Annotated in this window: 12 protein-coding genes; 4 read left to right on the forward strand and 8 right to left on the reverse strand. The window is 49.9% G+C overall.

Annotated elements, in window-relative coordinates; all coding sequences use genetic code 11:
• The first annotated feature begins 8 nt into the window (after positions 1 to 8).
• From H9I35_RS00645 to H9I35_RS00655, 3 genes are read left to right on the forward strand one after another with little or no spacing between them, the layout of a single operon-like run.
• Positions 9 to 1,127, forward strand: coding sequence for an ABC transporter permease (locus H9I35_RS00645; RefSeq protein ID WP_187419754.1), 1,119 nt, complete (start codon positions 9 to 11; stop codon positions 1,125 to 1,127).
• A 7-nt stretch (positions 1,128 to 1,134) separates the two neighbouring features.
• The gene (locus tag H9I35_RS00650; RefSeq protein ID WP_187419755.1) at positions 1,135 to 3,288 is read left to right on the forward strand and encodes a dipeptide/oligopeptide/nickel ABC transporter permease/ATP-binding protein; all 2,154 of its coding nucleotides are present in this window, start codon (positions 1,135 to 1,137) and stop codon (positions 3,286 to 3,288) included.
• Positions 3,285 to 4,250: an oligopeptide/dipeptide ABC transporter ATP-binding protein gene (locus tag H9I35_RS00655; RefSeq protein WP_187419756.1), complete on the forward strand. Its 966-nt coding sequence runs from the start codon at positions 3,285 to 3,287 to the stop codon at positions 4,248 to 4,250. The genes H9I35_RS00650 and H9I35_RS00655 overlap by 4 nt, the downstream gene beginning before the upstream one ends.
• Before the next feature lie 131 nt (positions 4,251 to 4,381).
• Here H9I35_RS00655 and H9I35_RS00660 read toward each other — a convergent pair whose 3' ends face one another.
• The gene (locus H9I35_RS00660; protein ID WP_187419757.1) at positions 4,382 to 4,717 is read right to left on the reverse strand and encodes a Trp family transcriptional regulator; all 336 of its coding nucleotides are present in this window, start codon (positions 4,715 to 4,717) and stop codon (positions 4,382 to 4,384) included.
• Between the two features lie 127 nt (positions 4,718 to 4,844).
• On the opposite strand from H9I35_RS00660, the gene H9I35_RS00665 reads away from it, so the two are divergent.
• The gene (locus H9I35_RS00665) at positions 4,845 to 5,117 is read left to right on the forward strand and encodes a hypothetical protein (protein ID WP_187419758.1); all 273 of its coding nucleotides are present in this window, start codon (positions 4,845 to 4,847) and stop codon (positions 5,115 to 5,117) included.
• Between the two features lie 99 nt (positions 5,118 to 5,216).
• Here the strand turns inward: H9I35_RS00665 and H9I35_RS00670 are convergent, their stop codons facing one another.
• The 7 genes from H9I35_RS00670 to H9I35_RS00700 form a co-directional block, all read right to left on the reverse strand.
• Positions 5,217 to 5,723: a hypothetical protein gene (locus tag H9I35_RS00670; protein WP_187419759.1), complete on the reverse strand. Its 507-nt coding sequence runs from the start codon at positions 5,721 to 5,723 to the stop codon at positions 5,217 to 5,219.
• A gap of 10 nt (positions 5,724 to 5,733) precedes the next feature.
• Complete coding sequence (locus H9I35_RS00675) at positions 5,734 to 8,511, reverse strand: ankyrin repeat domain-containing protein (protein WP_187419760.1); 2,778 nt, start codon at positions 8,509 to 8,511, stop codon at positions 5,734 to 5,736.
• 60 nt (positions 8,512 to 8,571) lie between these two features.
• Positions 8,572 to 8,994, reverse strand: a complete 423-nt coding sequence (locus tag H9I35_RS00680) for a Fur family transcriptional regulator (protein ID WP_187419761.1) — start codon at positions 8,992 to 8,994, stop codon at positions 8,572 to 8,574.
• A 242-nt stretch (positions 8,995 to 9,236) separates the two neighbouring features.
• A complete protein-coding gene (locus H9I35_RS00685) occupies positions 9,237 to 9,590 on the reverse strand; it encodes a hypothetical protein (RefSeq protein WP_187419762.1) in 354 nt (117 codons plus the stop codon).
• Positions 9,591 to 9,598: 8 nt separating this feature from the next.
• Positions 9,599 to 10,030 (reverse strand): hypothetical protein, encoded by a 432-nt coding sequence (locus tag H9I35_RS00690; protein ID WP_187419763.1) that lies wholly within the window; start codon positions 10,028 to 10,030, stop codon positions 9,599 to 9,601.
• 152 nt (positions 10,031 to 10,182) lie between these two features.
• Positions 10,183 to 10,746 carry a hypothetical protein gene (locus H9I35_RS00695; protein ID WP_187419764.1) on the reverse strand — a complete coding sequence of 188 codons (564 nt, stop codon included), beginning with the start codon at positions 10,744 to 10,746 and terminating at the stop codon, positions 10,183 to 10,185.
• Positions 10,747 to 10,789: 43 nt separating this feature from the next.
• Positions 10,790 to 11,998 (reverse strand): LIC_12708 family protein, encoded by a 1,209-nt coding sequence (locus tag H9I35_RS00700; protein ID WP_187419765.1) that lies wholly within the window; start codon positions 11,996 to 11,998, stop codon positions 10,790 to 10,792.
• Positions 11,999 to 12,024: the final 26 nt, after the last annotated feature.

Below are 12,024 nucleotides of genomic sequence, written 5' to 3' on the forward strand. Positions count from 1 at the left end.
ACACTGTGATGCGTAGTACGGATAAAATCAACTTTACCAATATAATCGCTGCCGCGTTCGGCTCGCTTTCGTTTCCGTGGCGGAGGTTCCGAAAAACCTTTCCGCTCGCGTCGTATATAAGCGCTCGTTTTATCACGATGCTTGCCCTTCTTTTTTTGCTCGGTCTTTCGATGTTCGCCCTTATGGCGCTCGCTCCCGGCGATATCGTCGACCGGATGATGACGCAGCAGATCATGTCGAGTGCGCAAAGCGCTCCTTCTTCCGGCGCAAAAGCCGACAACGCCTTTTCTTCCGAACAGATGGCATCCCTCCGCGCGGAGTACGGACTCGACCGTCCCTTTTTCGTGCAGTATTGGAAGTGGCTCGGCCGCGTCGTCGTCCATCACGATTTGGGCGTGTCCCTCGTTTCTCGCGCACCGGTTTCATTTTTAATAAAATCGCGCCTCGTCAATTCCGTCGTGCTGAATCTCATTTCGCTCGTGTGCATTACCTTTACGTCTTTTTTGCTCGGCGTCTACCTTTCAAGCAAAGCGGGCACGAAACTCGATGCGGCGGTAACCTTCGTCGCGCTTTTTTTTCACGCGTTTCCGGGCATACTGCTTTTGATTTTGCTGCAGCTCTTCGCATCGGCTACCGGTCTTTTTCCGGTGACCGCTTATCCCGATTTTCCGTTTTCGCTTTCTCCCGGACGATTTGCGCTTTCTTATATACATCACACATTTCTTCCGCTCTTCGCTTCGTTTTTAGGCGGTACCGTCGCTACGCTCCGCATGATACGCGCGACGATGCTCGATCAAATGGGAATGCCCTATATCACCGCTTTGAGATCCCGCGGTACGAGCGAAAAGAGAGTGTACTTCAATCACGCGTTCCGCAATACGCTCAATCCGTATATCACGGGAAGCGCGAATTTGCTTGCGGGTCTTTTTTCGGGTTCCCTCGTGCTTGAAATCATCTTTGCTTATCCGGGCATCGGGCGTCTCATGTATGAAGCGGTTTTACAGGAGGATATCAATCTCGTGCTTGCGAACAGTATGTTTATTTCGTTCCTCGTCCTCGTCGGTATGATCGCTTCCGATATCGCGCTCGCCTTTGTCGATCCGCGCATCCGCTACGGAAGTCAATGAGGCACGTATGAAAGAAATTATTAATTTTTTAAAGACGAAACGCATCGCATTCGCTTCGCTTATCGTCATTGCAATTTTATATATCATAATGCTCTTTGCGGAATTCGTTGCGCCCTATCCCGCGTCGATGAGCTTCGGACGCGATACGTTTCATCCTGCGAACCTCCGCATAACGAAAAGGGGAATCGCAGCTCAGCAATGCCGCGTCCTCGATCCCGTTTCGTGGAAATACGCGCGCGTCAAAGGAAAGTACCGAACGGTAAAGTTTTTTGTAAAAGGCGAACCCTACAAATTGCTCGGGCTTATCCCGTGCAGCAGACATCTTTTCGGCACTATGCCCGACGAAAAGGGCGAACGCTATCCCGTCTTCATCCTCGGAGCGGACAACCTCGGCCGCGATCTTTTTTCACGCATCGTCTACGGAAGCCGCATATCCCTTACGATAGGTTTTGCCGCATCCGCAGTTTCGCTCCTGCTCGCCGTCCTTTTGGGCGGGCTTGCGGGGTTTTACGGAGGTGCTGCGGACTGGAGTCTCATGCGCCTTGCGGAATTTTTTATGCTCATTCCGAGCCTGTATCTCATTTTATTTTTGCGCTCTCTTTTGCACACGCAGACGGACAGCGGTACTTCTTACGCGCTCATCACGCTGATCCTCGCTTTCGTCGGTTGGCCGTCGAGCGCCCGAACGATACGCGGCATGGTGCATGCGATAAAGCGTGAAGATTTTATTCTCAACGCGCGTCTTGAAGGGATCCCGCCGCTAGTTATCATCTTCGGCCACATCATACCGCAGACGGCGAGCCTTCTCATCGTAAGCGTTGCGCTCAGCGTGCCCGGCTTTATCATGAGCGAAACGACGCTTTCGTACCTCGGACTGGGTATCAGCGATCCTGCCGTCAGCTGGGGCTCTCTCATCAACCGCAATATTTCGACGCTTTCGAATCTGCAAAATTATCCGTGGCTGCTCGCTCCGGTGCTTTTGCTTTTGACCGTAACGCTCGCGTTCAATTTTTTAGGCGACGCGCTCCGCGATTACTTCGATCCGTATCATGCGGTTTTTGCGGCAAAAAAAATTCGGCGAAAAAAAACGCAGGCTTTCCGAGAGATCGGACATACCGCTCCATCCGCTTTCGACATAGACGCGGCGGACGATGCGGAAGTTCCGCCCGATGTGCATAGCGCGCATCCGGAAGCACGCAATTTCCTTTCGGTCGAAAATCTTTCGGTTACCTTTACCGTTTTCCGTGAAGGGAATCGCATCGATGTTTTTGCCGTGCGAGGCGTTTCGTTTTCGATGCAAAGGGGCGAAGTGCTCGGCATCGTAGGTGAATCGGGAAGCGGCAAATCGGTGAGTGCAAGCGCGATTCCCGCGCTCCTTCCGCAAAACGCGTTTCGATCGGGACGCGTGTATTTCGAAGGGACGGAATTATCTGCGCTCGGTGAAAAAGAGATGCGGGCATTCCGCGGTAAAAAAATCGGTATGATCTTTCAAGAGCCCGCGCTTTCTTTCGATCCGCTGCAAACCGTCGGAAGCGTATTTTTCGAAGCGCTCCGCACGATTGATAAAAACTGTACAAAGGATGCTGCGTATGAAAAAGCCGAAGCGCTCTTGAAAGAAGTAGGGCTTCCCGATCCGCGAAAAAGGCTTGCAAGTTATCCGCACCAATTTTCCGGCGGTCAGCTGCAAAGGATCGGCATAGCGCTCGCTCTCGCGCAGGGCTGCGAATTGCTCATTGCGGACGAGCCGACGACGGCCCTCGACGTGACGATTCAAGCTCAGATCGTTTCGCTTCTTATGCGCCTGCAAAAAGAAAGGGGGCTTTCGGTCATCTTTATCAGCCACAATATCGACATCGTTTCGCGCATCGCAGACCGCATCATCGTCATGTACGGCGGAAAAGTGATGGAAGAGGGGAGCGCCGAATCGATCGTGCGATTCCCCCGCCATCCGTATACGAAAGCGCTCCTTGCATCTTCCGCAAACTTCGGTATGCATTATACGAAAGAGCGCATGAAATCGATTCCGGGAAAAGTATGCGATCCGTCCGCTCCCGAGCGGGGCTGCCCCTTTGCTCCGAGATGCGCCTTTGTGCGCTCATCGTGCTTCAAAAGCGGAGAGTCGTGTCCCGAGATGAAAATCGACGGAGGAGCGAAAAAATGAGCGGCGCGATAATCGAAGTACGGCATCTTTCTAAAACGTTCAGCTTCGAAGCGGGATTTTTTGCGCGCGGAGAGCGGACGGTGTATGCGGTAAACGACGTATCCTTTTCGATACAACGAGGGTCGACATACGGCCTCGTCGGAGAATCGGGCTGCGGCAAAACGACGACGGCGCGCCTTTTGGTCGGCATGTACTCACCGACATCGGGGGAAATACGCTATGCGCCGGAAGCGGGGGAAGCGCGGAATATCGCATCGTACACGAAAAACGAAATGCGCGCTTACCGCGAAAAAGTAAAATATATCTTTCAGGATCCCGCACGTTCGCTCAATCCGCGCATGAACGTTTTTGAAATTATAACTTCTCCGCTTCGCTATTCGTCCGAATGGCGCGGAAAAGACGACGCAAAAGAAAGGGCTTTGAAAATTATTAAAGAAGTCGGTATGAGCGAAGCCGATCTTTTCCGCCGTCCGTCGGAATTTTCAGGCGGACAGCGTCAGCGCATTTCGATTGCACGCGCTCTTATTATGGAACCCGAAGCGCTCATCTGCGACGAAGTGATTTCGGCGCTCGATGTTTCGATTCAGGGACAGATCATCAATCTGCTCGACGATCTTCGAAAAACGCGAAGTTTAAGTTTTTTGTTTATCACGCACGATTTGAAAGCCGCCTCTTATTTTTGCGATGTGATCGGCGTCATGTACCGCGGCATCCTCGTCGAAGAAGCGCCTGCCGCCGATCTGTATGAGACGAAATTGCATCCGTATACGAAGCTTTTGTTCGACGGCGCGCTCGGAAAAGAGGCGGCATCGAACGCGGAAGTAAAGACGACGCTCGAAGCCGAAAAGGGCTGTCCTTTTGCGTACCGTTGTCCCCATGCGGAAAAAGCGTGCTATGAAATGCTTCCCGAATTGACGGAAACGGAAAACGGCCACCGCGTGCGCTGCCTCCTCGTACAATAGAGGACGTTGCGCAATTTTACGCGCGCTGTACTAGGCAGGTGTCGTGTGATTTCGTGCGAGCCGTACAAGGCAGACATCATGTGATTTTACACGCCGGTATGTATGCGATGGGTAAACCGTCCGCCGGCTTCCTATTTCATTTGTTCGTTTTTTAATTTTTCAAGCATGCGGCGGAACGCGCTTTCTTCTTTGTGCAATTCGCGCGATCCCCGCGTGATTTTGCACAAAGACATACCGAATCTTCTTGCGATCTCCCGCTGCGTCGTACCCTTATCGATTTCTTTGACTAGGAGCCATCTGTTTGCAAAGTCTTTGCGTTCCGCAGGCGTAAAAAGACAGCCGAAAAAATCGCGGATAAAGCACTCGTCATCCGTTTCGGCGATGAGGCGGCAGAGCTCCAGAAAACTTTCTTCGAGCGTTTTTTGAGACGCGCCTTTTTTTGTGTTTTTCACTGCCTGTGTGCTCATAACCCGTTTCCGTTTCTGTCTGAAATGATACTAGGGAGAACCTCTAAAAAACTGCGGTTTTTAAAGATACCTATGCATAGTATCATGAAAGCTTGTAAAAGTCCAATATCTTGTGTAGTATGTACCCATGACCGATGCTTTGACTTCTCTCGAGCGGCAATACGACGAATGTTTTGAAGGCGAACTGCGTATGCTCGCCCGCCGTCGCGAACAGGATAAAGATTTGACGATCGAAACGCTCGAGATGACGCTCAATGTGCTGTATGAAATCGACGGAAACAATTGGGAAGGACGCAGCGCCGTCGTGCAGCGCGCCCTCGACGCGCAGATCGACGCATACGAAAAATTTATCAACGATTGGAAAAAAGAAAAAGATAGCGGGCAGGCGCATCCGGTGTGACGCGGGATCGGCGGAGGGGCACGTTGACCGCTTTGTGATTTCCTCTATATCATAAAAACTGATTTTTTATCCGTCACGCTTAAGCTGCAACAGGCTTTTTCATCCTATTTTTATAATATTAAAACTGAACAAATAAATAATGAATGCACAACCGATGTTTGTTATTGCATTTACTGACAGGGATATAAAAAATGTTTGCTTCCATCGTATCCCGAGTTTTCGGAACAATAGTATATTTATCGGTATTTCTATCAATAAAGTTATCACGAATATAATGAAAAAATATAAAATAAAAAACGGACTCATAAATTGTATTTCGTGAGAACCGACCCAAGGGAACCAGAAAGCACCCAGCCAACCCCCGTTTAAAAACAATGACAATACAAATCCCGATATTCCGCTCACTAAGTTTGAAATCGCTAATCGCCAAAATAATTTTTTAAATTCATATTCGCGTTTTAGAAAAAAATAAAAGAGAGCAACTTCAAGCGATAGTATTGCCGCAATGACAGCCCATCCCTGCGGCATCAAAATAAGAATTGCCATTGAAACATTCAATGTCGTCGCAGAAAATTTTGTTATAAAATCGTGCAATTCATTTTTCAATTTTTCTTTCCTATCGCTTTGCGTTTTCCGCAGCTTTCAGCACATCCGCCGCATCGTTTCGCTTCCAGCGGAGAGCCGTCATATACGGCGTTTCGCCTGAAATGTTTTTCGCGTTTGCGTCGAGTCCGTATGCGAGGAGTTTTCGTATCGTGTCCGCCGATGCCGTGCGAGCTGCGTAGTGCAGGAGGGTATTGCCTTGAATGTCCGATTTCGTTCCTGCATATTTTGCTATATCGGCAAGTATGCGCTCTTCGTTTGCAAGCGCGATCGTCGCCGCGTTCCGCCCTTTTTTGTCGATCGATGAAAAAGGATTCGCTCCGTTTTGCAGTAAAATGCGCGCATAGTTTTCATCGTTGTTTTCGACCGCATAACCGAGCGGCGTCATGCCTTCGGCATTGCGCGTATCGAAAGGATAGCCGAGAGAGGCGAGTAGGGAAAGAATTCGAAGAGGTCCTTTCGCCTGGACGATTATATGAAAAGGCGTATTGCCGTCGCTGTCGGTTATCGTCCTGTCGTTTCCGAGTACGATTTTTACGAGGTCGTCGCTTTTATCGAAGGCGAGCGAAAACGGCGTGTTGGCATTTTTATCGCGGGAGAGCGCTTTCCCGCCCGCATCGCGTACTAAAGCGATGATGCGTGCGTCTCCGGTCAGCACCGCTTCGTGATACGCGTTCCGTCCGTTGATTTCCTGAATCTGGGGATTGGCTTTATTTGAAAGCAGCATTGCGATGACGCCGGTATTCCTGCTTCGAATCGCATCCATGAGAATCGTGCGGCCGGTATTATCGCTTGCATTGATATCGGCTCCCGAATCGATTAATAATTTCGCCGTCGGAATTTTTTCCGCAAGCACGGCTTCCGAAAGGGCTGATTTGCCTGCTACGTTTTGTGCGTTTACGTCGATACCGAGCCGTACGAGTTCCCGCACGGACGCATCGGCATCTCGGCGGACTGCAGCGTGAAGCGGACTGCTTCCCAGATTATCCCTCGCTTTTATCGATGAACCGCCCTTTACAATGAGTGCGATCATGGCCGGATCGTTCGTTTTTACCGCGCTGAAAAGCGGCGTTTCTCCGTTCGCGTTTTTTGCTTCGGGGTTTGCACCCTTTTCGATGAGCGAAAGCGCGGCTTTTTTTAAATCCCATTCGACCGCATAGTGCAGAGCGGTGTTGCCGCTTCCGTCGGTTGAGGTAATCGTGCGCGATGTGACAAGCCAACCTTGTATATCGCCTCCTTTTTTCAAGGCAAGGTGGAGCGGTGAATCGTTGGCATTGTTTGTCGAAAATATATCGGCATTTTTTGCGAGCAGGAGTTCGCCGATTTTTTTATTGTTCCTTTCGACTGCAAGATAGAGCGCGTTGTTGCCGTCTTTGTTTCGCGCGTTTATATCGTCGGTAAGACTTACGAGGTATCGGATCTGTTCGATCGACGCATTGACGATGACCGCTGTGTGAAGCGGAGTGTTGCCGTTCGAATCGTGAGAGAGAGCGTTTGCCCTGTTGACGAGCATTTCGAGCATGGCCTGTCCGTCTTTGAGTGCAAGCGAAAGGGGAGTGGTACCCGATCTATCGGCAGAATTGATATCGGCTCCGCGTTCGGCATAGAATTTGACGTGGCTTAAATTGCGTTTTTGTACCGCTATCAAAAGAGGTGAAACGCCGTCTTTATTGCGGGCGTTTACATCGGCTTCCGATGCGGTAAGCATTTCGAGGACAGCGGGGGTGAGCGATGTCATCGTCGCGCTGTGCAGTACGGTATCGCCGTATGCGTCTTTTTTTGCGGTATCGGCTTTGTACGCGAGGAGAATGCGGTACATCGCTTCGCGCTTGTCTTCGGGTATGACGAGCATGACGGGCGTTTTTCCGAGATTGTCTTCGGCGTTTACATCGGCACCGCTTTCAAGCAGCGCTTTTGCGATATCGGTATCGCCGTAACGGACGGCTTCGTGAAGCGGTGTCGCTCCGGTTATGTCCTGAGCCGATGTGTGCGCACCGTTTGCAATCAGGTATCGCGCAATGCTTTTGTGATTTTTTATCGATGCTATATGGAGCGGTGTCTGGCCGTCTCCGAATCGATAATTGAAGTTCCGCTCCGAAACCGCGGTTTGAAAATACGAAAATTGACTATCGTTCGTTTCGGCTCCCGCCATTATTAAATCGGCTGCGATGGCGACGGATTTTTCGTCAGCGGAATTTCCGAGCGCGATATCGAGCGGTGTTTTTCCCGCTTTGTTTTGTACGGAAACGGCTATGCTTTTTTTTATGCATTCGCGCACGGCGCCTTCGTTTTGCATACGGACGCAGTAATGGACGATCGTGTTGCCGTCCGTATCGCGCGCGCTGCCGGTCTTTTGCGTGATAAAGATTCGTTCATACGCTTCGCTTTTTTCAAAGCCTTCTTCGAATGCCGTTTTTCCGTATGCATTGCGTACGAAAACGCCGCTTCCGTTTTCGGCAAAAATGCGTGCTGCGCCGAAGCTGTCGTTTTTGATTGCGGCGTGCAGAGGCGTATCTCCGTCGAAATTGACTTTCGTGTCGTCGGCGCCTTTTATCAATAAAAAGAGCGCCAAATCCGCATCGTCTACGATCGCCGCCGCGTGGAGCGGGGTATTTCCCGATGCGTCGGTTTCGTTTATATCGTATTTCGATTGGAAAAGGCTTTTCGCTTCGTTTTCTTTGCCGCTTAAAATCAATGCGACGACGGATCTTTCTTTCGGAGTCGATGCGCATCCGAATATAAAAACGCAGAAGATAAACGCCAGAGCGTATGTGATTGTCTTTTTAATCATCGTATTTTCTCCCGAATTTAATTATCGGGAAAAAACGGGGAACGATTGAGTGAAATCGCGTCAGCGCTTTGCACAGTCGCGGCAGATACCCCACATATTGGTTTGCATCTTTGTCATGACAAAACCTTCGGGAAGGGCGTCCGTGCTTTTGAGCATATAGTCGGCGATGTTCGTATCGTCGAATACGTCGAACACTTTGCCGCATTTTTCGCATTTGAAGTGAAGGTGCGGCCGTATATCCGCATCGTAGCGCAGTTTATCGTCTTCGATTTTCAGAGAGCGTACGAGTTTTTTTTCTTCGAATAATTTCAGCGTATTGTATATGGTCGTTTTCGAAAGCGTCGGATATTCGGGCGACAGGGAAGCGTAAAGCGTTTCCACCGTCGGATGCACGGGATGTTCGCACAGATAGGAGTAGACCGCAACTCGCTGTACCGAGGGTCTGACGCCGGCGTCGCTCAGTGTGGTGTGGTAATTTTTCATAATTGAACCTCTTTCTGTTTTATATCCGGTTGATTTATATATCCGTTTGATTACTATACCCGTTTTTAATAAGAATGTACAGCCCCCTGATTATAAATATGAATTATTTATAAAACGGTAATGAGTATAATTTACGGCTTTTATGCGTGTTTTATAATCGATCGGCGGGAAAAAAACTGCCCTTAAAAACGGCTTCGAATTGAAGCAAGCTGTAGGCGGTTTACCGCACGGCAAGGGCGCGCTTATTTCAGCTTTTCGGCGGCTCTTTCGGCACGGTAGCGGTTTGCGTGGATCGTGACGGCGGATTCGGGAAGCCAGCCGTCTTTGAATTTGTACCAGGTGCCGCTTTCTTTTACGTCGGCTTTTCCCGTCACTTGTAAAATATCGCCTTTTCGGCAATAGCCCTCGGCGGCATCATCCCACGACGGGGAGGGACGGTATGCGGCGTAGGGATCGAGCACGACAGCCCAACTGATGTCCGGCGCGAGAGCGAGGGGATCGGATAAATCCAGCCGAATCGATTCCGAGGATTTTTTCGTGCATGAAACAAAAGAAACGAGGACTGCAAAAAGCAGCGCCGCACTTACAACTCGCATCGATATACCTAGAGTAAAAGTACGTCGGGAAAACTGAAGTGGAGGACGGCGGCTGCGATGCACGCATAGCCGACGTATTTCCTTCTTTCGACAAAGCACAAGTCGATCCAATGAGGAAGGGCGAGTTCGGATGCGGAATTCGTTTTGTAGAATTCGACGAGGATACAAAAGCCTCCGAACAATCCTGCTGCCGCCGGAAGCAAATCTCCGACGACCGGTACGTCGGTGCGCACGACCGAAAGCAGTTTCATAATGCCGACGAAGACGGTCAAAATGCCGAGTACGAGGCGGAAGGTTTTGTCGTCGAAAAACGCGTTTTCACCGAGAATGCCCCGCGCTTTACTTTCGGGACTTTCGCCTGAGATGAGATTTTTACCGTAGACGAGAATGATTCCCGTAACGAGATTTAATAAAATCGATAAAAAATAGAACTGCAACATAGCATATCCTTCCTTAAATGCGGCATTGCAGAAAATGTCAATTTTCGAAAATACCGCATCAGTGCGCGAACGCGCACAGGTATATGGACGAGTTTTCAAAAGAAAACTCGAAGTTAAAAGCGCTGCGCCATTTCAGCGGCGCTTTTCATTTTTTACTCGCGCACGACGCGCGCGACGAGCGTTTTCGTTTCGCCTTGAAAGCGTATTTCCGCCCGTACCGCTACTATATCATAATCGGGAAACTTTGTCCGCACCGACAGTTCTTCTCCCGTATAACTTTGCGCATCTTCGGTTTCGCCGACGATCGCCTTTTGCACGTCGATCGACGAAAAGCGTACGGTAACCGTGCCGCCCTTTATCGCGTCGGCTTTATCGTTTCCGTTTCTGACGGTGAGGCTTGCGTATATTTCATCCGCATACGAAAAAGCCGCAAGCGTCGCTTCCGCTCCTCCTATAGTTTTGCGGTAGGGTTTTTCGCCGATAAGCGAATAGACGTAGATAAACGCGCAAAAAATTGCGATAGCGAAAAGACCGAAGCGGTTCGCTTTTGTCGCGACAAGCGATTTTAAAATTCCTTTCGGGCTTTGGATCCCCTCTCCGTTGTAATAATCCTGCACGATTTTCGGCGCGCGTTTTATGCGCTCTTCATGGCTGAAATAATAATGCAGCGCTTCTTTTCCGTCTTCGCGGCCTTCGTCCATATTGGTGAAATCCATCGTCCGATCCTTCTTTGCGCTTTACGCGTTCGGCGCCGCTCTCTTACGATTTTACGATCGCGGCCGAAAGCGAATCCGTCCGCCACCACACGACGCGCGCTTTTTCTTTTTCGATAAACAGCGCTGAAATGATGCCGCTGTCCGACAGCGAAAGCACGTAGTAGAGGATATCGTCGTGCATCACATTGAAATGCCGCTTGATGACTTTTTGTCCCGAAGGCTGCACCATTTCGATACCGAAACCCGTATCCGTCGAAATGATAAAAAAAAGCCAACCGCTGTTCGAAACGCCGAGAAAATCGTAGGGCAGGCGGAACACGAGTTTACCGTAATCGGCGGAAATCGTCTCTTCGTAGGGAGGGACTGCGACGGGGTTACCGTATTTGCCGCTTTCTACGGCGAGCGGAAATATATAGGTTTTTACGAAATCGATACCTGCTTCGGTTTTGGAATCTTCGTCGATACGCGGTTCATAATAATCGACTTTTACGAAAAGCTTCCTCGACGTACAGTCGGGTATGACGTCTTGTAGGACGGAAATAGTGTTTGCGCCCGCTTTGGCGTCGGGTATTTTCGGCGCGTCTTTTATTAAAATCGGAATTTGATACATGAGAAATCCCGCTTCGGAAAACCAATAGACGATCGTTCCCTCCGTGGTGATGCAGACGACGACGAGTTCATCGTTCGATGTCGTATAGATGTTTTTTATAAACGGAAAGGGAGTGCCGCCGATGCCCTGCTGTCCGATATAATCTTCCGACGTACCGTCGCTTGCAAAGCGCAGTATGATTTGACTGTACAAAAGCGTTCCTTTTTCGTTTTCTTCCTGCCGCTCTTTCGGCATCGTGCTTACGACGTACATACGTTTTCGCGAATCGACGGCGATCGAACCGGGATTGTTGAAAGGGTAGGCTATCGCTTTGCGTTTGCTCGCCGCGCTTTCATGAGTTTGGGTTTCGGATGCGTCTTCCGTTTCGTTGTAGTACAGCGTCAAAAGATCGCCGTACGAATTGAGCTCCATAATCTTTTGGGCTTCACCGTTTGCGATGTAAAAAAAACCGTCGCGCATCGTCATGCTCGTGTGTACGTTTCCTATATCCGCAAGGTCGAACATATTGAGCTGATCTTCGAAGCGTCCGTATGAAAGCGAAAAAAGCTCGTCTTCCTTTATCGATTCGACCGACGGTGAGTTTTTGCAGGAAAAAAAGCAGGCGGAAAAAACGATCATACACGCGGCGATTTTTTGTATCATGCGTTCAGCATAAACATTGGTTTTCG

This window comes from Treponema sp. Marseille-Q4132 (assembly GCF_014334835.1).
In the GTDB taxonomy this organism is placed as follows: domain Bacteria; phylum Spirochaetota; class Spirochaetia; order Treponematales; family Treponemataceae; genus Treponema_D; species Treponema_D paredis.

Excerpts from the sequence above, each read along its gene's own strand:
- H9I35_RS00665 (WP_187419758.1), top strand. The coding sequence starts at position 4,845 with ATGACCGATGCTTTGACTTCTCTCGAGCGGCAATACGACGAATGTTTT.
- H9I35_RS00660 (WP_187419757.1), bottom strand. The coding sequence starts at position 4,717 with ATGAGCACACAGGCAGTGAAAAACACAAAAAAAGGCGCGTCTCAAAAA.
- H9I35_RS00655 (WP_187419756.1), top strand. The coding sequence starts at position 3,285 with ATGAGCGGCGCGATAATCGAAGTACGGCATCTTTCTAAAACGTTCAGC.
- H9I35_RS00645 (WP_187419754.1), top strand. The coding sequence starts at position 9 with ATGCGTAGTACGGATAAAATCAACTTTACCAATATAATCGCTGCCGCG.
- H9I35_RS00650 (WP_187419755.1), top strand. The coding sequence starts at position 1,135 with ATGAAAGAAATTATTAATTTTTTAAAGACGAAACGCATCGCATTCGCT.
- H9I35_RS00675 (WP_187419760.1), bottom strand. The coding sequence starts at position 8,511 with ATGATTAAAAAGACAATCACATACGCTCTGGCGTTTATCTTCTGCGTT.
- H9I35_RS00685 (WP_187419762.1), bottom strand. The coding sequence starts at position 9,590 with ATGCGAGTTGTAAGTGCGGCGCTGCTTTTTGCAGTCCTCGTTTCTTTT.
- H9I35_RS00700 (WP_187419765.1), bottom strand. The coding sequence starts at position 11,998 with ATGATACAAAAAATCGCCGCGTGTATGATCGTTTTTTCCGCCTGCTTT.
- H9I35_RS00680 (WP_187419761.1), bottom strand. The coding sequence starts at position 8,994 with ATGAAAAATTACCACACCACACTGAGCGACGCCGGCGTCAGACCCTCG.
- H9I35_RS00690 (WP_187419763.1), bottom strand. The coding sequence starts at position 10,030 with ATGTTGCAGTTCTATTTTTTATCGATTTTATTAAATCTCGTTACGGGA.
- H9I35_RS00695 (WP_187419764.1), bottom strand. The coding sequence starts at position 10,746 with ATGGATTTCACCAATATGGACGAAGGCCGCGAAGACGGAAAAGAAGCG.